Raw genomic sequence first — 19,487 nt, 5'->3', positions numbered from 1 at the left:
TCTTGATAAGGTAATCCATAACTTGCATACAGACCATTAAAAAACCGCAAGACCAATGGTCTTGCGGTTGTATAGCTTGGTTAACTATATTTAGTATGTTGGTTTTGTGTTGTCAGGCCATCAATTACAGGTTTCCTCAAAGGTGGCCCCAACAAATTCCCAGTTATAATTTACGTCAAGTGCAAAAGCGGCAAGAAAGGATTCTTCCCCACAAGAGGTGAGCCCTTCCAGCCCAAGTTCAATATCGTTGGGCCCATTGTTCTGCTGTACAAAGGCGTGCCACCCAATAAGCGTGGCATTAAGGTTCTGAGGGGACATGCCGCTATTGTCCAACATATTAATCATTTTCGCGCCGGTCAAGCTCCCAATGTTCCAGGACCCCAGGTCTTGGTCAAAGGAACTGGCGCCTTTAAACATGACAATCATATTCGTCACATTACTGGTGTCCCAACCGCTGATGTCCCCATTAAAAGAGTGGGCCTTAAAGAACATATACGACATGTTCGTCACATTGCTGGTGTCCCAACCGCTGATGTCTCCATTAAAAGAGTGGGCAGCATTGAACATAAACGACATATCCGTCACATTGCTCACATCCCAGTTGCCAATATTCCCATTAAAAGAGTTGGCGTCATCGAACATACTAAACATACTTACCACATTGGAGAGGTCGGGCACATCTGTGGCATTGTAGACCATGTTTGTACAGCCAGAAAAAGCAGCATACATTGTCTCCCATTGGATGCTGCCCCACTGCTCTATGCTTGCTAAAAATAACGGGGTAGCACCTGAATCACCCAACATTTCCATGCCAGGGAAAATGCCCTGTATGGCCACGGTATAGGTGCCGTCTGTTTCATAGGTGTGCTGAATGACACCAGTATCAATAGTGATATCCTCAACGGTGCCATCTCCCCAGTCCACGGTAAAGTCAAAATCAAAATTATCGCCTTGCCCCATAGCGATCTTTATCTCTACTCCCGCTTCCGCGTTCCAAGTCGTGATAAAGGAGGCGGGGTCCTCGGCCAGGGTATCGATCACATTGATTACCTCAATGGTCACCTGCACCTCAATTTGGTGGGTGCCATCGCTCACGGCAACCGTGATGGTGTGCTCTTGGTCGGTCTCAAAGTCAAGGGTCTTGCCCTCTGCCAAGCTGAGCTCCCCGGCACTGGTGATCTCAAAGAGATCGTTGTCGTTTACAGCAATAGAAAAGGTAAGGGAGCCATCATCTGTGGCAGCTACCGTTCCGATCGCCTTGGCGTCGGCAATGTTCTCTTCAGCCTCAAAGGTCTGGGCCTCTGCCACTGGGACAGCATTGGAATTTGTAACGTTAACGGTAATGGTGGCCTCGGCACTGTCCGTGCCATCGGAGACACCAATGCCCAAGGTGTGTATTGCCTTGGTGGAAAAATCCAATACCTTACCACTGGCAAGGCTAAGTGCGCCTGCATCTGTAATCTCAAAAAGTGCGTCACTGTTGGTGACAATGGTAAAGGTAAGGGCATCCTCATCGGCGTCAGCGGCCTTTACCGTTCCGATCACCACGGTATCGGAGATATTATCTTGAGCGGAGAACACCTGTGCGCTAATCACTGGCGCGCTGTTTTTTGGTGTAGCCGGACCATCGTCCTTGCTACATGATACGATGGCCAATACAAAAATGACCATGTAGAGCAATTCTTTTAGTTTCATAATATGTTTTATAAAAGTTGTTGAAACTGCAATTTGCTTCAATCTCAAAGAATTAATCCAGACAAATTGATGGATACTTTATTTGAATTGACCAATAGATAAGGAGCCATCCTAAAGATTTTGGGAGATGTTTAAAATTTATTATGCATGCATAATAAATTTTCATATATTTGATGTCACCAAACCTCTTCTATGAAAGATTTAACCATTGACTATGCTTTAAGGGCCACATGGCAAGCTGTTATTAAAATGTATAACGAGGAAGCCAGAAATTATGGGCTTACAATGGCAATTGGTTTCACGCTATTAAGTATCGATCCAAAAAAAGGTACTCCAAGTACAGCTTTAGGGCCAAAAATGGGCATGGAAGCAACCAGCTTATCCAGAATATTAAAAAGTATTGAAGAGAAAGGATATATTCAACGCAAACCAAATCCAAAAGACGGCAGAGGTGTTTTAATCCATTTAACTGCTTTAGGGCTGGAAAAACGAAAGGATTCCAAAGATGTGGTATTGCGTTTTAACGAAGTGGTGCGAGAGCATGTATCTGATGATGATCTGTTAGGATTTTTCAAAACTGCTGACATAATCAACAGACTTATCTTGGATAAGAAAGTATACATAAAAACTACTGCTAATTAATCTAAGTTTATAAATGAAAAGGCATATCAATAAAGTTGCCGTTATCGGTTCTGGTATAATGGGAAGTGGCATAGCTTGTCATTTTGCCAATATTGGTGTCGAGGTTTTATTGCTCGATATAGTTCCTAGAGAACTAAACGAAAAAGAAAAAGCAAAGAAGCTAACCATTGATGATAAGGTTGTTCGTAATCGATTGGTCAATGATTCTTTGACAGCAGCATTAAAATCAAAACCCTCACCTATCTACCATCAAAAGTTCGCTAATAGGATTACCACGGGAAACCTTGAAGACGACATCTCAAAAATTAATGATGTAGATTGGATAATTGAAGTGGTTGTAGAGCGATTGGATATCAAAAAACAAGTTTTTGAGAACTTGGAAAAATATCGCAAGCCCGGTACTCTAATTACTTCGAATACATCAGGTATCCCAATTAAATTCATGAATGAAGGAAGAAGTGATGATTTTAAAGAACACTTCTGTGGAACACATTTCTTTAATCCTGCTAGATATCTAAAACTTTTTGAAATTATTCCCGGCCCTGATACGTCTCTGGAAGTATTAGACTTTTTAAACGGTTATGGAGAACAGTACTTAGGAAAAACCTCCGTTGTTGCCAAAGACACCCCTGCTTTTATAGGAAATAGGATTGGTATCTTCAGTATTCAAAGTCTGTTCCACGCTGTTAAGGATTTGGGAATGACAGTTGAAGAAGTTGATAAACTTACCGGTCCCGTCATTGGAAGGCCAAAATCTGCAACCTTCCGTACGGTAGACGTCGTAGGTTTGGATACGTTGGTGCACGTTGCAAATGGAATCCATGATAACTGTAAGAAGGATGAGCGTATTGAATTGTTCCAATTGCCCGATTTCATAGATACCATGATGAAAAACAAATGGTTGGGCAGTAAATCCGGGCAAGGTTTTTATAAAAAAGTAAAAGGCGACAACGGAAAAAGTGAAATTCTAACACTGGATTTGGATACGATGGATTATCGTTCTAAAAAGAGTGCCAAGTTTGCCACATTGGAACTTACCAAAACCATAGATAAGGTTGTTGACCGTTTTTCGGTCTTGACGTCAGGAAAGGATAAAGCCGGAGAATTTTATAGAAAAAGTTTTGGGGCACTCTTTGCTTATGTTTCGCATAGAATTCCAGAAATATCAGATGAGCTTTACAAGATAGATGATGCCATGAAAGCAGGTTTTGGCTGGGAACATGGACCTTTCCAAATCTGGGATGCTGTAGGATTGGAAAAAGGTTTGGAATTTATTAAGGCCGAAGGTCTTGAAGCAGCCTCTTGGGTTGGTGAAATGAAAGAGTCGGGTATTGACACTTTTTACTCCGTTAAAGATGGTGCCACTTATTTTTATGATATTCCCAAGAAGGCGATAGAAAAAATTCCAGGCCAAGATGCATTTATCATATTGGACAACATTAGAAAATCCAATGAAGTCTTTAAAAATACTGGTGTAGTCGTTGAAGATTTGGGTGATGGAATCCTAAATCTGGAATTTCAGTCTAAAATGAACACCATTGGAGGCGATGTTTTAGCTGGATTGAATAAAGCAATTGATATTGCTGAAAAAGATTTTCAAGGGTTAGTAGTTGGCAACCAAGCGGCCAATTTTTCTGTAGGTGCCAACATTGGTATGATTTTCATGATGGCAGTGGAACAGGAATATGATGAGCTGAACATGGCCATAAAGATGTTCCAAGATACCATGATGCGAATGCGATATTCATCCATTCCAACAATTTCTGCTCCACATGGTATGTGTCTGGGTGGAGGTTGTGAACTTTCCATGCATGCGGATAAGGTAGTTGCTGCAGCAGAGACTTATATAGGATTGGTAGAGTTTGGTGTTGGGGTTATCCCTGGCGGTGGTGGTTCCAAAGAAATGGCACTTAGGGCATCGGATACGTTTAGAAAAAATGATGTTGAGCTGAATATCCTTCAAGAATATTTCTTGACCATTGGTATGGCAAAAGTGTCCACATCTGCTTATGAAGCTTTTGATTTAGGAATTCTTCAAAAAGGCAAAGATATAGTGGTTGTAAACAAAGACAGACAAATTGCTACAGCAAAGGCACATGCCAAACTAATGGCAGAAGCTGGTTATACAATGCCTCCTAAAAGAAAGGATGTAAAGGTTCTTGGAAAACAGGCTTTGGGAATGTTCTTGGTTGGAACAGATTCCATGGAAGCAGGACATTACATTTCGGAACATGATAAGAAAATAGCCGATAAGTTAGCTTATGTGATGGCTGGTGGAGATTTATCCGAAGCCAGTTATGTTTCTGAACAATATCTTTTAGATATTGAACGAGAGGCATTTCTTTCCCTTTGTACTGAGAGAAAAACATTGGAAAGGATTCAACATATGTTGAAAACAGGCAAACCTTTAAGAAATTAGAATGAAGACAGCATATATTGTAAAAGCATATAGAACAGCAGTGGGCAAGGCACCAAAAGGGCTGTTCAGGTTTAAAAGACCAGACGAGTTGGCTGCCGAGACCATTGAGCATATGATGAAGGAGCTTCCTCAGTTAGACAAGAAAAGAATTGACGATGTCATTGTAGGAAACGCAATGCCAGAGGCTGAACAAGGCCTCAATATGGCTCGCTTAATTTCTCTAATGGGTCTAAATATTGACGATGTTCCCGGAGTTACCGTAAACAGATATTGCGCATCAGGGTTAGAAACAATTGGTATTGCTACTGCTAAAATTCAATCAGGTATGGCAGATTGTATTATTGCCGGGGGAGCTGAAAGCATGAGTTATATTCCAATGGGTGGTTACAAGCCTACCCCAGACTATGCGACAGCAAAAGATGGCCATGAAGATTATTATTGGGGCATGGGTTTAACTGCAGAAGCAGTATCTCAACAATTCAAGGTTTCTCGTGAAGACCAAGATGTATTTGCCTATAGCTCTCATATGAAAGCCTTAAAAGCCCAAGAGGAGAATCGGTTCCAAGATCAAATTGTTCCTATTGATGTGGAACACACTTTTGTCAATGAAGCGGGTAAAAAGGAAACCAAAACATATACCGTTAACAAGGATGAAGGGCCAAGAAAAGGTACCAACATCCCAACACTCAATAAACTTCGTCCTGTTTTTGCGGCAGGCGGAAGCGTAACTGCAGGAAATTCTTCGCAAATGAGCGATGGTGCAGCATTTGTAATGGTCATGAGTGAGGAAATGGTGAAAGAACTCAATCTGGAACCCATTGCGCGTTTGGTAAATTATGCAGCAGCCGGAGTTGAACCAAGAATTATGGGAATAGGTCCTGTAAAAGCTATTCCAAAAGCGTTGAAACAAGCCGGTATGAAACAAGGTGATGTGGACCTAATAGAATTGAATGAAGCATTTGCTTCACAATCCTTGGCCGTTATAAGAGAATTGGACTTGAACCAAGAGATTGTAAACGTCAATGGTGGTGCTATTGCACTTGGGCACCCTCTTGGTTGCACCGGAGCAAAACTTTCCGTGCAACTGTTCGATGAGATGCGTAAGCGAAATATGCAAGGAAAATATGGAATGGTAACCATGTGCGTTGGTACAGGACAGGGCGCAGCGGGTATCTATGAATTTTTGAATTAGAATGAATAAAATAGTAATGCTATGAGTACCGAGACCCTAAACAAAGACATCCTACGAGGAGGCCAGTTTCTAGTAAAAGAAACCAGTTGCGAAGATATTTTTACCCTCGAAGACCTGAACGAAGAACAAAAAATGATGCGCGAAAGCACCAAAGAATTCGTGGATAGAGAACTTTGGGCTCATTGGGAACGATTTGAGAAAAAAGACTACGCCTATACCGAAGAAACCATGCGAAAAGCTGGTGAATTAGGCTTGCTCAGCGTTGCCGTACCAGAATCATATGGTGGTATGGGAATGGGTTTTGTTTCCACAATGCTGGTATGTGACTATATATCTGGTGCCACAGGCTCCTTTAGCACTGCATTTGGCGCTCATACAGGTATTGGCACCATGCCAATCACCTTATATGGAACAGAAGAGCAAAAACAAAAGTATGTTCCAAAATTAGCTTCTGGTGAGTGGTTTGGGGCTTATTGCCTAACAGAACCTGGAGCGGGCTCTGATGCAAATTCTGGAAAAACCAAAGCTGTTCTTTCTAAAGATGGCAAACACTATTCCATTACAGGGCAAAAAATGTGGATTTCCAATGCTGGCTTCTGCAACGTTTTTATAGTTTTTGCCAGAATAGAAGATGATAAAAACATTACTGGCTTTATAGTTGAAAATGATCCTAGCAATGGCATTACCCTTGGCGATGAGGAAAAGAAGTTAGGAATTCACTCCTCTTCTACCCGCCAAGTATTCTTTAATGATACAAAAGTGCCTATTGAAAATATGCTTTCTGAAAGAGGAAATGGTTTTAAAATAGCCATGAATGCTCTTAACGTAGGTAGAATTAAACTAGCCGCTGCTTGCTTAGAAGCACAAAGACGTGTTATCAATGAAGCAACCAAGTATGCAAATGAACGCGTTCAGTTTAAGACACCTATAATAAATTTTGGAGCTATTAAAGCCAAAATCGCAGATATGGCTACCAATGCTTATGCTGATGAATCTGCTTGCTACCGTGCTGCAAAAAATATTGAAGATAGAATCTTAATAAGAGAAGCAGAAGGAAATACGCACCAAGAGGCAGAACTTAAAGGCGTTGAGGAATATGCAATTGAGTGTTCCATACTTAAGGTGGCAGTTTCAGAGCATGTACAGGAAACAACGGATGAGGGAATTCAAATCTTTGGTGGAATGGGCTTTAGTGCAGATACTCCAATGGAATCTGCATGGAGAGATGCCCGCATATCCAGAATCTATGAAGGAACCAATGAAATAAATAGAATGTTGGCGGTTGGTATGCTGGTCAAGAAAGCAATGAAGGGCCATGTGGATTTATTAGGCCCTGCTACTGCCGTTGGCGAAGAGCTGATAGGTATTCCTTCTTTTGATGCACCAGATTTTTCTGAACTGTTCGCAGAAGAGAAAGATTTAATTACTAGATTGAAAAAAGTTTTCTTAATGATAGCAGGAAGTGCCGTTCAGAAATATGGCCCTAGCTTGGAAGACCACCAAATGTTGTTGCTATCAGCTTCTGATATTTTAATTCAAGTATATTTGTCAGAATCCACTATCTTACGCACAGAGAAAAATGTGAAAAGATTTGGAGAAGAGTCTCAATCTACTCAAATTGCAATGTCCAAGTTAAATTTATACAGAGCTGTGGACATCATCAACCAAAAAGGTAAGGAAGCTATTGTTTCTTTTGCTGAAGGTGATGAGCAACGTATGATGCTTATGGGATTAAAACGCTTTACGAAATATACAAATCAGCCCAATGTCGTTGCACTGCGCACGCAAATCGCGGACAAAGTAGCTGCGGATAATGGGTATACCTTTGACTAATTCAAATGATGCTGAAACAAAGCTGATTTGGAAACCGCTCCCCTTGGAGCGGTTTTTTTATCTTTTAATTTACCAAAGAGCATATCCCAAAGAAAGGTTGATGCGAGATAATTTATCTTCAATGAATCGAGAATTATCTAAAACATTTTGATTCGCCAATATACCCAATCTTAAATATATTCTTTTGTTATAGCTATATCCCAAACCAAATGAACCTCCCAATCTGTCATCAAAACTAGAACCTATTTCCTCTGTAGATGTTGATCCAGTAATATTTGAGGTAGTTATTTCGTTGATTATAGAATTTGAATAGATATTTGCTGCTAATGCTAAATCTATGAACAGACTACTCTTTTCTGCTAATTCAAAATAGTATCTGCCTCCAAATGAAACCTCAATAATGGAGTAATCGGCTTCAAAAGCTCTTTCATTTGCTTCGTTCGAAGGGAATACAAAGGTATTTCCAACTTTTGAAAACTGCGTAGATAAAAACACTGATGCTTTCTTGTAGCCAAAATATGGAAAGAAAGCTTCTAACTCTCCCCCAAATTTGGCAACAACCTCATCTTCAAAACTAAAGGTCGTAGGTGGGTTTGTTGTCTCGGCTTCATAGTTATTTTGCTGCATACCTGCCCAAACCTTAATAGTCACGGGAAAATTGGCTTTTTGTTTAGCTGTTCTTTCAAGTACCACATAACTCTTATCACTTGAGCATTGATTTAGGTACTCAAAATATTTTATCATTGATTTCCTTCTGTATTCGGTTTTCTGAATAATCGGTTGGTTACCACATTCAAAATCTTTAACTAGTTGTGTTCTGAAAATATTGTTTTCTTTAATTATCAAATTCTCCAAAACATATTTTTTATACAACAGAGGTTTGATGGCCCCGCCATCCTTGCTATATAAATAAACAATACCATTGTTATCCACAAACCAAAAAAGAGAAGCGTTTCCCTTAACTATATTTTGTACAAATGTCGTTTTTTGCGACAGCTCGGGATCAGGACTTAGTTCTTTCTTCTTTAATTTAGATTGTGTAATAGGAAAGTCACCGGAGACTCTCATAAAAACTCCTTCATCACCAATTTTAAACTCTTTACAGTTTTTAACGGTAAACGATTTAACTTCAGAGCTCTCATTTAGCTTATAAAAAACCTCTTTTGGTGAAAAAAGCCACTTTTCATTTTGAATAAGACATTCCAATTTGTTATCATTATCATCTATAAAATAACCAGGTTCAAAATCTCTTTGTCCCGATGCGGATATAGAAATAATTATAAAAAAAAGTACAGTAATTAGGTTTTTCATTTTAAGCATTTAAAAGTTTACATAAAAATCGCTCTTTATAGTTAATTTCAACAAGTTTTGTAGTAAAAAGAATATATGAAAATGATATTAGAAGATCTTTACTCATCAAAAGATTTCAAGCAAATAGGTCATGAGCTTATTGATTTGTTTGCAGATCACATTCAAAACACCACATTAGGGACTAATCCAAAAACCATCCGCTGGAATGAGCCAGATAAAGAACTTAGTTTCTGGGAAGACTATCTTGAAAACGAAAAAGAACAAGACTTTTTTGAAGAAATTCTGAATAGAACCACCCATATTCATCATCCAAAATATATGGGGCATCAAGTGGCACCCACGCTTCCCATTACCGCATTGACCGCTATGGTAAGTTCATTGCTCAACAACGGCATGGCGGTATATGAAATGGGCATGTCCTCCAATGCAATTGAACGTATTGTTACTGAAAAACTTTGCGAAAAAATTGGTTATGGCCAGCAATCGTCTGGGTTTTTAACTTCTGGCGGTACTCTAGCCAATCTTACCGCTTTGCTTTCGGCTAGAAAAGCAAAAGTCGCTCATGATGTTTGGAATAATGGGCATACCGAGCCTTTGGGAATAATGGTTTGCGAGGAAGCACATTATTGCGTGGATAGGGCGGCGAAAATTATGGGATTGGGCGAAAAAGGAATCATAAAAGTGCCAGCTGATGAAAATTTTGCCATGGATACCAACAAAATGGAAATATGCTATCAAAAAGCGAAATCAGAAGGCATTAACATTTTTGCTATAGTTGGCAGTGCTCCTTCCACTGCCACTGGAGCCCATGACAACTTGGAAAAAATTCAAGAATTTGCACAAAAGAACAACCTATGGTTCCATGTAGATGGTGCCCATGGCGGTGCCGCAGTATTTTCTAAAAAATATAAAGGATTATTAAAAGGAATTGAACAAGCAGACTCTGTTGTCATAGATGGCCACAAAATGTTATTGATGCCTGCCATTACAACTGCCTTGCTGTTCAAAGAAAATAGCCATGCTAGACATACTTTCAGCCTAAAAGCCGACTATCTTATGGATGCGCCAGAAGAGGATGAATGGTTCAACAGCGGTAAAAGAACTTTTGAATGCACCAAAAACATGATGGCCATGCATTGGTACATCATACTAAAGTTATATGGAGAAAAGGTGTTCGATGAATTTATTACCCGTCAATACGATTTGGCAAAGGATTTTGCCACAATAATTTCTAATGAACCATATTTTGAATTGGCCACCCCACCAATGTCAAACATTCTCTGTTTCAGATATATTGGCACACATCTTTCTTCTAATGAATTGAACATCCTCAATCAAGCTATTAGACGAGAGTTGTTGGAAGATGGTGAGTTTTACTTAGTGCAGACCAAATTAAACGGAAAACATTATTTACGCACTACGTTGATGAACCCGTTTACCTCAATGGAACATTTGAATTTGCTTTTGGAAAAAATTAAAAACAAGGCGGAAAAATTACTGGTCAAAAAAACTAACTAATAGATTCCAATATCTTTTCTTCACTTTTCTTTCTAGAAAAATTAATGGCACATTCAATTAGCGCCAAATGTGAATATGCTTGCGGGAAATTCCCTAACAATCGTTTTGTCTTAAAATCAATGTCCTCGCTAAAAAGTCCTAAATGGTTACTATAACTGAGTAAACGTTCAAAATGCGCTAAAGCTTTTTCCTCCTCTCCTATTTTGAACAAACTGTTAATGAACCAGAATGTACAGATAGTGAAAGACGATGATGGAAGTCCAAAATCATCTTCATTTTTATATCGATAGAGCAGTCCATCGTTACTTAGATCTTCTTCAATTGCTTTTACAGTGCTTACAAATTTAGGGTCTTTTGCATGAATAAATCCATAGGATTCCATCAACAAAACAGAAGCATCCAAATGGCTGGAACCATAAGACTGAACAAAGGCGTTCATATCACTGTTCCATGCATTTTCATGGATATCTTCTTTCATTTCTTGTTCTAAAGCGGTCCATTTTTCAATTTTTCGATCTTTTCCAAAAATCTTGGCCACCTTTATAGCTCTGTCCATGGCTACCCAACATAATACTTTTGAAAACGTAAAATGTCTGTCTTCTCCCCTAAACTCCCAAATTCCCTTGTCCGGTTCTCTCCAGTGTTTACTAACAATCCAAACAATACCTTTGGTAATGCTCCATAGTTCCTCCCCATTCTCAATATCGTTGCTAAACTTGGCCAACTGCTCATAGATAACATCCATTAAAATACCATAAATGTCATTCTGTTTTTGCTTATACGCTGCATTTCCTATCCGAACCGGTTTGGAACCTTTGTACCCATCTAGGTGATCCAAAGTCTTTTCGGTAAGGTTCTTTTCTTTATTAATACCATACATGATTTGGAGTTTTTCATCCTTATCCGGCATTAGATCAATAATGAACTGTAAATATCTTCTAGCGGAATTTTTGTGCCCAAGCTCAGAAACCACTTTGATTACCATAGATGCATCCCTGATCCAACAGAATCTGTAGTCCCAATTACGCACTTCACCAATGGTTTCGGGCAAAGACGTAGTGGCAGCGGCCAATACTGCCCCAGTTTTATCATATGTAAGCATCTTCAGCGTAATGGCACTCCTAACAATTTCTTTGTTGAATTGTTTATAGTTTGGAGTTCTGTCAACCCAGTCCAACCAATATATTTTGGTACGCTCCAACTCTAGAGACATTTTCTCTGTTGTTGGTTTTAAAATCTTTTCGTTATAACAAATTAAAAAATACCCATCTTCTTTAAGCGTTATCTCTTCTCCATTTAAGACCTTGTTTTTATCAAATGAGGTGTAAAGAAAAAGTGTGTCAAATTTTTTCTTACTGGTAAGGCTTACTATAAAGTTTGTCTTGGCGTGATTGGTGGTATGTCCTTGGGCGTACTCCAATTTAGGATCGTAGTTCACATTAAATTTTGGGGCTCCCGAAATGTGTTTTACATAGCGAACAATTTCTGGCGGAGCATTATACTTTCCCGTTAGCTTGTAATACCTAGGCATAAAGTCATGCACCTCAAAGGTATTTTCGCCATCAGAATATCTAGTAACCAATATTGCGGTGTTTCTATGGTATTCTTGATGTATTTCGTAATTGTATTTTGCATTGATCTCAAAACTCCCACCGTTCTTATCATCTAACAGTTTTGCAAAGACAGAGGTTGAATCGAACTGAGGTAAACAGCACCAGTCCAAAGAACCAGTATTGGAAATTAAGGCAGCGCTTCTGCAGTTTCCAATTATTCCGTAATTTAGGTTATCCATAGTAAGGATTTGTATTTCTGTTGGTTATTGTAGGTTTTTACTTATAATAAATCGAAAAAATAGGAATTTTATTACATTTTTGTCCTAAAATCACCTTTCATGAGTAAAACTATAATTATTTCCAATAGGCTGCCAGTACAATTACAAATAAGTGATGGCGGCCTAACCGCTATTCCAAGTGTCGGAGGTTTGGCAACAGGAATGAAATCTGTTCATAGCGGAGGAGAAAGCTTATGGATCGGTTGGTCCGGACTTACGGATGAAGAGACACCAGCTGCTCTAGAAGGTGAAATAGACAAAGCTCTAAAAAACCATGACTGCGCAAAGGTCAATCTTACAGAAAAAGATATTGAAGGGTTTTATTTTGGGTTTAGCAATAGAACCATATGGCCTCTATTCCATTATTTTTTAGAGTACTCCGAATTCGAGCTTGAGTTTTGGAATTCTTACAAAACGGTTAACCAAAAGTTTGCAGACGCCATTATAGAAAAATCCAATGAAGATGATACTATTTGGGTCCACGATTACCAACTAATGTTAGTGCCCCAGATGGTAAAAGAAAAGCGCCCCAATACCTCTATAGGCTACTTTTTACACATACCGTTTCCGTCATATGAAATTTTTAGAACGCTGCCTTGGAGGGAAGAAATTTTGGAAGGGTTATTAGGTTCTGACCTTATCGGTTTTCACACCTATGATTATGAACGACACTTTTTGAGTTCAGTAAGAAGGTTATTGGGGCTGGAAGTGAGTTTTAATGATATTCATTTAGACAATCGTGTAATTAAAGTTGATTCCTTTCCCATGGGAATTGATTATAAAAAATTTAAGGATGCTGCGATTTCACATTCAAAAAATACACATGAAAAACGAAGTGATTTTCAAATAAAATTAGATGACCACAAAGCTTCGGCTCCAGACACTAAGTTAATCCTGTCCATTGACCGGTTGGACTATAGCAAAGGAATTGCAAAAAGAATTAACGCCTTTGAATATTTTTTGAACAAGTACCCGGAATACAAAGAGAAAGTACGCCTAATTATCTTGGCAGTTCCTTCTAGATCAAATGTTCCCCAATATCAATTGCTTAAAAAGGAGATTGATGAATTAGTTGGCCGTATAAATGGAGAACTGTCAACAGTCAACTGGACTCCCATTTGGTATTTCTACCGTTCCTTACCATTTGAAAACCTTATTGACCTCTATACCTCTAGTGACATAGCTTGGCTAACCCCCTTACGCGATGGCATGAATCTAGTGGCCAAAGAGTATGTGGCCACACGCATAGATAAAACCGGAGTGCTTATTTTAAGTGAAATGGCCGGTTCTGCCTATGAAATGAACGAGGCTCTTTTAATCAACCCCAACAATTTTGAACAACAAGCAGATACGTTGAAAAGTGCTATAAACATGCCTAAGGAAGAACAAATAGCACGTAATATGTTCCTTCAAAATAGGTTAGAACGTTATAATGTTGAAGTATGGGCAAATGAATTCATGAATTCACTTAATCAGAAAAGAGAAGTCATCGATACTTTTATCTCACAAAAAATGTCCAAAAACATTCTTGGTGAAATTGACAACCAATATTCAAAAGCAAAAAAAAGACTCTTGTTCTTAGATTATGATGGAACCTTGGTTGGGTTTCATAAAGACCCCCAAAAAGCTTCCCCAGATGAGGAACTGTACGAACTTCTAGATAAGCTGCATAAGCAAGAGAACACAACGTTGTTCCTTATCAGTGGAAGAGACAAACAAACTTTTACTCAATGGTTTGTACCAAAAGGTTATAATATGATCGTGGAACATGGCGTATGGATTTCCAGAGGTGGTGAAGAATTCAAACTTCTGGAAAAAGTTAAGGGAGAGTGGATGGAAAAAATCAGGCCCGTTTTAGAATCGTTCGTAGACAGGACACCTGGTTCTTTTATTGAAGAAAAGAATTATTCCATGGCTTGGCATTATCGCAATACGGATCCGGATTTTGGCACAAAAAGAGCTACAGAGTTAAATACCGTTTTAACCAGCCTAATAGGCAATGATGATATAAGCGTGCTCAATGGCAACAAGGTAATGGAAGTAAAAAGCAGCAATGTTAACAAAGGCAGAGCCTCGGTGCGTATTTTAGGAGAGGACGATTACGATTTCGTCTTTGCCATTGGTGATGACTGGACAGATGAATTTATGTTCCAGGAGCTCCCAGATTCGGCAGTTACGGTCAAAGTTGGGCTTAGAAAAACTCAAGCTAAATATCATGTTGAAAACACCAAAAGAGTAAGAGAACTGCTAAAAAGATTTGTAGAGTAATGACAACCAGGTTTTTAGTTATATGTCTAACGTTCATTTGTGTATCCTTAAATGGCCAGGTAAATACTGATGTCTATCTTTTTGATTTACAAATAAATAATGGAGATCCCGTGTTATCAAATCCAAAGAATATATCAAACAATGAAGGATATGACAATCAACCATCATTTTTAAATGACAATACTGTTTTATTCGCATCAAACCGTGAAGACCAAACAGATATTTTAAGGTTTAATATATTAGAAGGAAGCACTACATCTTGGATATCAAATACTCCCACCGGCAGTGAATATTCCCCATTAAAAATTCCCAATAAAAATGCTATCTCGGCGATTCGCCTAGACTTGGATGGATTACAAAGATTATATGAATATGATATCACTACAGGAGAATCAGAGCTAATTCTTGAGGATTTAAAAATAGGCTATCATGTATGGTACAATGACCATATACTGGTTGCAACTGTATTGGTGGAAAACCGCATGGATTTGGTTGTGAGCAATCTAAAGGACAATACCAACTTCACTTTTCAAAAAAATGTTGGACGTAGCTTATGGAAAATTCCAAACTCAGATTTAGTAAGCTACATCAGTAAGGAAAATAAAGCTTGGGAAATAAAATCCTTAAATCCGATTACCGGTGCAACCAAAAAAATTGCCAATACCTTTAGAGGTTCTGAGGACATTTGCTGGTTAAATGATAGTACAATTATTGCTGGAGCCGGAAAATCTCTTATTAAATTCGATACGGAATCTGGAATAGAGTGGGATCTAATAATGAATTTTGAACAGGAAGAAATAAACAATATTACCCGGATTGCCATAAATAAAGCAGGAAATCGTTTAGCTTTTGTGGCAGAAGAATCCCCAGCTAACATTGTTCAAAAACAACTTGATGCATATAACGCAAGAGACATAGAAGGCTTTATGAATGCATATGCTGAAAACATAAAACTCTACGAATACCCCAATAGTCTATTCTTGGAAGGGCAGGACAAGATGAAAGAAAGTTACAATTCCTATTTTGAAAACACTCCAGACCTTCATTGCGAATTAAAAAACCGGATAATCATAGGAAATCGAGTTATTGATGAAGAATATATCACCGCAAATGGTGTAAATTTTAGAGCAGTGGCCATATATGAAGTAGAAAATGGTAAGATTATCAAAGCTACCTTTTTACAATAATTCTTTATGTTGTTTTTCCAGTAATTTCTTTTTAAGTTTTTCAAGATTCTTGTTAGTTGTTTTTGTTACTTTCATAGGATGAAATTTAAACAGGTATAAATCATAAAAAGATGAAAAATATACTTCTTATCAGTTTGCTCTTAGTGGTTGGCATAGGCCAAGGTCAAACTGAATTTGACAAGTCTTTTGTTTCAATAGGTGTAATTGTCTCTGATTTGGATTCAGCTTTGGATTTTTATACCAATATTATTGGTATGAAAGAGACAGGAGGGTTTAATGTAAATGAAGAATTTGCTAGAAAAACAGGCCTTACTGGAGGGGTTCCTTTTGATGTAAAAATCCTAAAACTCCAAGATGACCCAAACGCCACGGAATATAAGCTAATGTCTTTTGGTAATGAAAAAAATACATCTGAAACACATATCCAAGAGCGAAACGGGATGAGGTACATTACCCTGTTTTACAAGTCTACGGTTGAAGTACTCAATCGTTTAAAAGCCAATAATGTAAAACTGCTCGGAGAAACACCTATTAAGCTAGCAGATGGCAGAAGCTTTATCCTAGTGCAGGATCCAGATGGCACTTTTATTGAACTAATTGGTAATTAAATTTTAAAAATGAGGAAACTTTACACATTGCTAGCAGCATTATTTTGTATTTCAACTCTTTTGGCACAAACGGATACCCGTTTGTATGACATCGTGAATGCAGTTTCTGCTGACCGAATTGAAAAGGATGTAACCACTCTGGTCAACTTCGGTACACGCCATACTTTGAGCGATACGGTTTCTCAAACGAGGGGAATTGGTGCTGCCAGACGTTGGATAAAATCTGAATTTGAGAAAACCTCAGCGAATTGTAATAACTGTTTGGATGTTTTTTATCAAAAGGATCTGGTAAAAAAAGGAGACGGAAAACGTATCGTCAAAGACGTTTGGGTAGTAAACGTTTTAGCTGTGCAGCGTGGCACAAAATATCCAAATAGGTTCATAATTATGAGCGGAGATATCGATTCTCGGGTAAGCAATCCAAATAATTTTACATCAGAATCTCCTGGAGCAAATGATAATGCCAGTGGTATGGCAGGAACCATTGAAGCAGCTAGGGTGTTATCCAAATATCAATTTGAAAGTAGTATCATTTATGTAGGACTGTCCGGTGAAGAACAAGGCCTCTTTGGTGGAAAAGGATTGGCTGCTTATGCCAAGGAAAAAGGCTGGGATATTGTTGGAATCATCAATAACGATATGATTGGTAATATATCAGGAGTAGATGGTGTTGTAAGCAACAGGGATTTCAGAATTTTTTCAGAACCCGTACCGCCAACAGAAACCGAAGAGCAACGAAGAGCACGACGCTTTTATGGTGGTGAAGTAGATGGAATTTCACGTCAATTGGCTAGATATATTCATAAAACCACGAAAACCTATATGCCAGAAATGAATCCGATGATGATCTACCGCTTGGATAGATTTGGAAGAGGAGGTCATCATAGGCCTTTTAACGATGCTGGTTTTGCAGGTGTAAGAATTATGGAGTCCCATGAAAACTATACCCAACAGCATCAAGATATTAGAGTTGAAGATGGTATTGCTTATGGCGATGTACTTGAGCATGTAAATTTTGAATACGCTAAAAAACTAACAGCCGTAAATGCAATTAACCTGGCTTCTATCGCTTGGGCTCCCCCCGCCCCCTCTACAGTGGAGATTGGTGGAATAGTAGAACCCTCGGCTAAATTAAAATGGAACAAGGTCGATGGAGCTGTAGGATATAAAATTTATTGGAGAGATACCACTTCTCCAACTTGGGACAACCATAAATATGTTGGAGATGTTACTGAGCATACTTTGGAAGGCATTGTTATTGACAATTTCTTTTTTGGTGTTGCAGCAATTGGCAAAGATGGTCATGAAAGTTTAGTTGTATTCCCCAATAAGATTTTTAGATAATCATACCTTAATCCAAATGAAAAAACATACGCTACTTATTCTCCTTGTTTTAGGCCTATCATTTAATGTAAATGGTCAAAACTTTACCAAGCAAGACACTTTAAGAGGGAGCATTACTCCAGAACGTGCTTGGTGGGACTTGAACTATTACAATTTAAACATTAAAGTACAACCGGATAACCAATCCATCGCGGGGTACAACATTATCAGGTATAAAGTTTTAGAGGAATCCAATGTTATACAAATCGATTTACAAGAACCTTTAAAAATTGATGCGATATCGCAAGACAAGAAAGACCTGGATTATACTTCCCATGGTTCAGCACATTTTGTTCATTTAAAGAAAAAACAAATCCCTGGGGAATTCAACGAGTTGTACGTGCAATATTCAGGAAATCCCAGAAAAGCAAAAAGAGCGCCATGGGATGGTGGTTTCTCATGGAATAAAGACGAAAACGGCAATCATTTTGTTGCTACATCTTGTCAAGGTTTGGGAGCAAGTGCATGGTGGCCCAATAAGGACCATATGTATGATGAAGTAGATAGCATGCGCATTGCCATTGATGTTCCAAAAGATTTGGTAGCTGTGGCCAATGGTAGATTAAGGGAAGAATATCTTTATGATTTTGGTGGATACAAACTATACGATTGGTTCGTGTCAAATCCAATAAACAATTATGGCGTAAATGTAAATATTGGGGATTACGTTCAATTTGGCGAAAAGTATGATGGAGAAAAAGGCACATTAGATGTAGATTATTATGTGTTAAGAGACAATTTGGAAAAAGCAAAAGAGCAGTTTAAACAAACTTCCATGATGCTGGAAGCTTTTGAGCACTGGTTTGGCCCCTACCCTTTTTACGAAGACAGTTTTAAACTAGTGGAAGTTCCTTACTTGGGCATGGAACACCAAAGTTCGGTTACTTATGGGAATAAATACCAAAATGGTTATTTAGGTAGAGACTTGTCTGGCAGCGGCTGGGGGTTAAAGTTTGATTTTATCATTATCCATGAAGGCGGCCATGAGTGGTTTGCCAACAACATTACATATAAAGATGTTGCAGATATGTGGATTCACGAAGGGTTTACGGCTTATTCTGAAAATCTTTACCTAGACTATCATTATGGAACCAAAGCAGCATCAGAATACGTAATAGGAACCCGTGCAAACATTCAAAACGACATCCCCATAATAGGCATCTACAACGTTAACAAAAAAGGCTCCGGAGACATGTACTACAAAGGAGCCAACATGCTGCACACCTTAAGACAACTTATTGAAGATGATAAACTATGGCGCCAAATCCTGAGAGGTTTAAACGCCGAGTTCTATCACCAAACGGTGACCACCGAACAGATTGAAAATTATATCAGCAATAAAACGGAAAAGGACCTATCTGCCTTTTTCAACCAGTACTTAAGAACCACTATGATTCCAAAATTGGAATACAAGTTGGAAGGAAAATCCATTACCCATCGCTATGTAGATGTTGTAGAAGATTTTGATATGCCCATCAGAGTTTTTACAAATGGAAAAGAACAATGGCTGTTTCCTAGCAAAGAATGGAAAACAGAGACATTGCAAAGCGAAGAATTAACTCTAGATGATAATTTTTACATCCTGTATCAGAAAATTTGA

The 19,487-nt window shown here is 38.5% G+C and carries 13 protein-coding genes; 10 read left to right on the top strand and 3 right to left on the bottom strand.

Translation table 11 applies throughout. The features are described 5' to 3' along the window. Positions 1 to 120: 120 nt before the first annotated feature. Positions 121 to 1,737 carry a BspA family leucine-rich repeat surface protein gene (locus DKG77_RS16985; RefSeq protein WP_165819374.1) on the bottom strand — a complete coding sequence of 539 codons (1,617 nt, stop codon included), beginning with the start codon at positions 1,735 to 1,737 and terminating at the stop codon, positions 121 to 123. A 150-nt stretch (positions 1,738 to 1,887) separates the two neighbouring features. Between DKG77_RS16985 and DKG77_RS09515 the strand changes: the two genes are divergently transcribed. Genes DKG77_RS09515 through DKG77_RS09500 form a run of 4 tightly spaced genes read left to right on the top strand, consistent with a single transcriptional unit; the run spans position 1,888 to position 7,781 of the window. Next, entirely contained in the window at positions 1,888 to 2,337 is a 450-nt protein-coding gene (locus tag DKG77_RS09515) for a MarR family winged helix-turn-helix transcriptional regulator (protein WP_109662480.1), read from the top strand. A gap of 13 nt (positions 2,338 to 2,350) precedes the next feature. Continuing rightward, positions 2,351 to 4,756 (top strand): 3-hydroxyacyl-CoA dehydrogenase/enoyl-CoA hydratase family protein, encoded by a 2,406-nt coding sequence (locus DKG77_RS09510; protein ID WP_109662478.1) that lies wholly within the window; start codon positions 2,351 to 2,353, stop codon positions 4,754 to 4,756. A gap of 1 nt (position 4,757) precedes the next feature. After that, complete coding sequence (locus DKG77_RS09505; protein WP_109662477.1) at positions 4,758 to 5,948, top strand: acetyl-CoA C-acyltransferase; 1,191 nt, start codon at positions 4,758 to 4,760, stop codon at positions 5,946 to 5,948. Positions 5,949 to 5,969: 21 nt separating this feature from the next. After that, positions 5,970 to 7,781, top strand: coding sequence for an acyl-CoA dehydrogenase family protein (locus DKG77_RS09500; protein ID WP_109662475.1), 1,812 nt, complete (start codon positions 5,970 to 5,972; stop codon positions 7,779 to 7,781). 69 nt (positions 7,782 to 7,850) lie between these two features. On the opposite strand, the gene DKG77_RS09495 is transcribed toward DKG77_RS09500, so the two are convergent. After that, positions 7,851 to 9,092 carry a hypothetical protein gene (locus DKG77_RS09495; protein ID WP_109662474.1) on the bottom strand — a complete coding sequence of 414 codons (1,242 nt, stop codon included), beginning with the start codon at positions 9,090 to 9,092 and terminating at the stop codon, positions 7,851 to 7,853. Positions 9,093 to 9,173: 81 nt separating this feature from the next. Here DKG77_RS09495 and DKG77_RS09490 point away from each other — a divergent pair, with 81 nt between their 5' ends. Next, positions 9,174 to 10,610 (top strand): pyridoxal phosphate-dependent decarboxylase family protein, encoded by a 1,437-nt coding sequence (locus tag DKG77_RS09490; RefSeq protein ID WP_243414900.1) that lies wholly within the window; start codon positions 9,174 to 9,176, stop codon positions 10,608 to 10,610. On the opposite strand, the gene DKG77_RS09485 is transcribed toward DKG77_RS09490, so the two are convergent. Next, positions 10,603 to 12,402 (bottom strand): glycoside hydrolase family 15 protein, encoded by a 1,800-nt coding sequence (locus tag DKG77_RS09485; protein WP_109662470.1) that lies wholly within the window; start codon positions 12,400 to 12,402, stop codon positions 10,603 to 10,605. The genes DKG77_RS09490 and DKG77_RS09485 overlap by 8 nt on opposite strands. Positions 12,403 to 12,501: 99 nt before the next feature. Between DKG77_RS09485 and DKG77_RS09480 the strand changes: the two genes are divergently transcribed. The 5 genes from DKG77_RS09480 (at position 12,502) to DKG77_RS09460 (ending at position 19,487) form a co-directional block, all read left to right on the top strand. Then, complete coding sequence (locus DKG77_RS09480; protein WP_109662469.1) at positions 12,502 to 14,709, top strand: bifunctional alpha,alpha-trehalose-phosphate synthase (UDP-forming)/trehalose-phosphatase; 2,208 nt, start codon at positions 12,502 to 12,504, stop codon at positions 14,707 to 14,709. Continuing rightward, entirely contained in the window at positions 14,709 to 15,896 is a 1,188-nt protein-coding gene (locus DKG77_RS09475) for a nuclear transport factor 2 family protein (RefSeq protein WP_109662467.1), read from the top strand. The genes DKG77_RS09480 and DKG77_RS09475 overlap by 1 nt, the downstream gene beginning before the upstream one ends. 110 nt (positions 15,897 to 16,006) lie before the next feature. Then, on the top strand, positions 16,007 to 16,504 hold the full coding sequence (locus DKG77_RS09470; protein ID WP_109662465.1) for a VOC family protein: 498 nt from the start codon (positions 16,007 to 16,009) through the stop codon (positions 16,502 to 16,504). Positions 16,505 to 16,513: 9 nt separating this feature from the next. After that, positions 16,514 to 17,848: a M28 family peptidase gene (locus DKG77_RS09465; protein ID WP_109662464.1), complete on the top strand. Its 1,335-nt coding sequence runs from the start codon at positions 16,514 to 16,516 to the stop codon at positions 17,846 to 17,848. Between the two features lie 16 nt (positions 17,849 to 17,864). Beyond that, a complete protein-coding gene (locus DKG77_RS09460) occupies positions 17,865 to 19,487 on the top strand; it encodes a M1 family metallopeptidase (protein ID WP_109662462.1) in 1,623 nt (540 codons plus the stop codon).

It is taken from the genome of Flagellimonas aquimarina, from assembly GCF_003149745.1.
Taxonomy (GTDB): Bacteria; Bacteroidota; Bacteroidia; order Flavobacteriales; family Flavobacteriaceae; genus Flagellimonas; species Flagellimonas aquimarina.
The sequence above is the reverse complement of the archived record's forward strand: the minus strand, read 5'-3'. Positions and strand labels throughout refer to the sequence as shown.

Excerpts from the sequence above, each read along its gene's own strand:
- DKG77_RS09465 (WP_109662464.1), top strand. The coding sequence starts at position 16,514 with ATGAGGAAACTTTACACATTGCTAGCAGCATTATTTTGTATTTCAACT.
- DKG77_RS09485 (WP_109662470.1), bottom strand. The coding sequence starts at position 12,402 with ATGGATAACCTAAATTACGGAATAATTGGAAACTGCAGAAGCGCTGCC.
- DKG77_RS09470 (WP_109662465.1), top strand. The coding sequence starts at position 16,007 with ATGAAAAATATACTTCTTATCAGTTTGCTCTTAGTGGTTGGCATAGGC.
- DKG77_RS09480 (WP_109662469.1), top strand. The coding sequence starts at position 12,502 with ATGAGTAAAACTATAATTATTTCCAATAGGCTGCCAGTACAATTACAA.
- DKG77_RS09490 (WP_243414900.1), top strand. The coding sequence starts at position 9,174 with ATGATATTAGAAGATCTTTACTCATCAAAAGATTTCAAGCAAATAGGT.
- DKG77_RS09475 (WP_109662467.1), top strand. The coding sequence starts at position 14,709 with ATGACAACCAGGTTTTTAGTTATATGTCTAACGTTCATTTGTGTATCC.
- DKG77_RS09505 (WP_109662477.1), top strand. The coding sequence starts at position 4,758 with ATGAAGACAGCATATATTGTAAAAGCATATAGAACAGCAGTGGGCAAG.
- DKG77_RS09495 (WP_109662474.1), bottom strand. The coding sequence starts at position 9,092 with ATGAAAAACCTAATTACTGTACTTTTTTTTATAATTATTTCTATATCC.
- DKG77_RS09500 (WP_109662475.1), top strand. The coding sequence starts at position 5,970 with ATGAGTACCGAGACCCTAAACAAAGACATCCTACGAGGAGGCCAGTTT.
- DKG77_RS09510 (WP_109662478.1), top strand. The coding sequence starts at position 2,351 with ATGAAAAGGCATATCAATAAAGTTGCCGTTATCGGTTCTGGTATAATG.
- DKG77_RS09460 (WP_109662462.1), top strand. The coding sequence starts at position 17,865 with ATGAAAAAACATACGCTACTTATTCTCCTTGTTTTAGGCCTATCATTT.
- DKG77_RS09515 (WP_109662480.1), top strand. The coding sequence starts at position 1,888 with ATGAAAGATTTAACCATTGACTATGCTTTAAGGGCCACATGGCAAGCT.